Source organism: Methylophaga sp. UBA1464 (assembly GCF_002325665.1).
GTDB lineage: Bacteria > Pseudomonadota > Gammaproteobacteria > Nitrosococcales > Methylophagaceae > Methylophaga.
On record NZ_DCSO01000102.1, the window covers coordinates 428 to 1,590 of the forward strand.

Sequence of the window (1,163 nt, forward strand, 5' to 3'; positions counted from 1 at the left end):
GACTCCTCCAGTTACAACAGCGTACCGCAGACGGCAATATGATGGTCTTTACCGGTAATGCTAATCGTAAACTGTCAGAAAGTATCGCCAATTTTCTGAATATCAGCCTGGGTAAAGCCACCGTTGAAAAATTCAGTGATGGCGAGATCATGGTTGAAATTCTTGATAATGTCCGCGGTAAAGACGTTTTCATCGTCCAGCCTACCTGCATGCCAACCAATGATAATCTGATGGAACTCATGGTAATGACCGACGCTATCCGTCGAGCATCCGCCAAACGAATTACTCTGGTTGTTCCTTATTTTGGTTATTCCCGTCAGGATCGCCGTCCTCGTTCAGCTCGTGTTGCCATTACCGCTAAGGTAGTTGCCAATATGTTGACAGGTGTTNNCACGAGTTGCTATCACTGCAAAAGTAGTAGCGAATATGTTGACTGGCGTTGGTGCCGATCGGGTGTTAACCGTCGATTTGCATGCGGATCAGATTCAGGGCTTTTTTGATTGCCCGGTAGATAACGTTTATGCCTCCCCGGTGTTATTGGGGGATATCTGGAAACATAAATACCAGGATTTGGTCGTGGTTTCTCCGGATGTGGGGGGGGTAGTACGTGCTCGGGCATTGGCCAAACATTTAGATGTTGAACTGGCGATTATCGATAAACGTCGCCCACGCGCCAATGTGGCCAAAGTGATGAACATCATTGGTGATGTTGATGGCCGGACCTGTGTAATGGTTGATGATATGGTCGATACTGCCGGCACCTTGTGTGCTGCGGCAGCCGCGTTAAAAGAACATGGTGCGACCAATGTGGTTGCTTACTGTACACATCCGGTTTTGTCGGGTGCAGCCGTGTCCAATATTAATAAATCTTTGTTAAATGAATTAGTCATCACTGACACGATTCCATTGCAGCCCGAGGCGGCCGCATGTGACAAAATCCGCGTGTTGAGCATTGCGGAAATGCTCGCAGAAGCAATGTACCGAATTAGTAATGAAGAGTCTGTAAGCTCTTTGTATATGGATTAACCAGAAGTCAGTCTTTTGGTTGTATGTGCTGAACCTGGTCGCGGGGGAGGCGAAAAGCCGTAAAACGGCATATTTAACGGACTCCGTGTCCGTTTTTTAGTCTTGGAGAAGAAGATGGAAAATTTATTTGAAGTACA

1 pseudogene is annotated in these 1,163 nt (G+C 46.9%); it reads left to right on the forward strand.

From position 1 onward, the window contains the following. Window positions 1–38: 38 nt before the first annotated feature. A pseudogene (locus B3O33_RS13875) lies at window positions 39–1,026 on the forward strand (ribose-phosphate pyrophosphokinase). Window positions 1,027–1,163: the final 137 nt, after the last annotated feature.